The sequence below is a fragment of the Streptomyces sp. NPDC050263 genome (assembly GCF_040655955.1).
Classification (GTDB): domain Bacteria; phylum Actinomycetota; class Actinomycetes; order Streptomycetales; family Streptomycetaceae; genus Streptomyces.
Window position 1 is genome coordinate 1 of the sequence record NZ_JBFAKW010000297.1, and the last position, 1462, is coordinate 1462.

The window sequence follows — 1462 nt, forward strand, 5'->3', positions numbered from 1 at the left end:
GCCCCCCGTAGGTGAGCTGCTCGCTCGTGTCGAACCGCTCCTCGGTCGACGGGGCGGCGCTGCCGTAGCCGAGCAGCACTCCGGCCCCGGAGACCTCGACGCTCACCGGGCGGTCGGCGCCGTTGTGGCAGATCCCCTGGTCGTCGGTCAGGGCCAGGGTGACGTAGGCCAGGTCACCGCCCGTCGCCCGGACGACCGGACGCTCGGCGGTGGCGGTCAGCCGGACGGGCCCGGTGGCGGACTTCAGGCTCATACGGCCGACTTCGAGTCCGTCCCGGTAGGCGACGGCGAGGAGTTCGCCCGGCTGGTACGTCGTGTCGAACTCGGTGCGGAAGCGGTGGTCCTCGCCGACCGGCCGCCGTCCGAGCGAGTCGCCGTCGAGGAGCAGCTCGACCTCGTCGGCGTCGCTGTAGACCTCGATCGCGACCGGTGATCCCTCGAAGCCGGGCCAGGTCCAGCTGGAGACGCTGTCGCTCCACGCCCACGGCGACACCGCGAAGGTCTTGCCGTGGTGCTCGGGCCTGCGGACCGCGATGTAGGGCTCGGTGCGCAGGCCGAAGACGATCTCGCGGTAGTAGGAGGCGGGGCGGCGGTGGCCGGTGATGTCGATGTCTCCGCAGTCGGCCAGGAGGTAGGGGTACGGCGCGGTGTGCGAGGGGAGGCCCGTCCGGGGTGACGTACTGGGGGCGACCGATGCCGACCTCGCCGAGGTAGTCCCAGCCGGTCCAGGTGAAGTCGCCGATGACGTGGCCGTGCTCCTTGACCAGGCTCCAGTTGCCGTCGATGCGGGTGGGGAAGGTCTCGGTGCCGAGGATGATCCGGTTGGGGAACAGGTCCTTGTCCAGGGCGTAGCGGGCCTCGGCGTAGTTCATGCCGGCCACGTCCAGGACGGCGAAGGATTCGGCCGTGCGCACGGTGACCAGCTCGGAGGAGCTGACCGCGTTCATCGCGTCCCCCGCGTCGGCCATGAGGGCGTTGATCCCGACGCTGTCGTCCGACGCCTGCTCCGGAGCCTGCTGTCCCAGCAGGGCCAGCTCGGAGATGACGGAGAGCATGCCGTTGATCGCGTTGGTGACGTAGCGGGTGGGGTCCAGTGAGCGGACCTTCTCGGCGAGCTTGCGCCCCCACGCGGCGCCGAACGGCGAGCCGGTCTCGGGGATCTCGTTGCCGATCGAGTAGAGGATCACGCTGGGGTGGTTGAAGTCCTTGGCGACCATCGCCTCGATGTCGCGCTCCCACCACTCCGGGAAGTTCAGGCTGTAGTCGAACTCGCTCTTGCCGGACGTCCACACGTCGAAGGCCTCGTCCACGACGAGCACGCCCAGGCGGTCGCACGCGTCCAGCATCGGCTTGCTCATCGGGTGGTGGGACATACGGATCGAGTTGAACCCGGCGTCCTTGAGGAGCCGGACCCGGCGTTCCTCGGAGTGGGCGAAGGTCGCCGCGCCGAGCACCCCGTTGT

3 pseudogenes are annotated in these 1462 nt (G+C 69.8%); all 3 read right to left on the minus strand.

Annotated features, from left to right (window positions below):
* Positions 1 to 253: pseudogene (locus AB0J04_RS46110) on the minus strand (glycoside hydrolase family 2); the annotation flags it as partial.
* Positions 254 to 319: 66 nt separating this feature from the next.
* Positions 320 to 493 (minus strand): annotated as a pseudogene (locus AB0J04_RS46115) (DUF4982 domain-containing protein); the annotation flags it as partial.
* Positions 494 to 1118: 625 nt separating this feature from the next.
* Positions 1119 to 1373, minus strand: a pseudogene (locus tag AB0J04_RS46120) (glycoside hydrolase family 2 TIM barrel-domain containing protein); the annotation flags it as partial.
* Positions 1374 to 1462 lie beyond the last annotated feature (89 nt).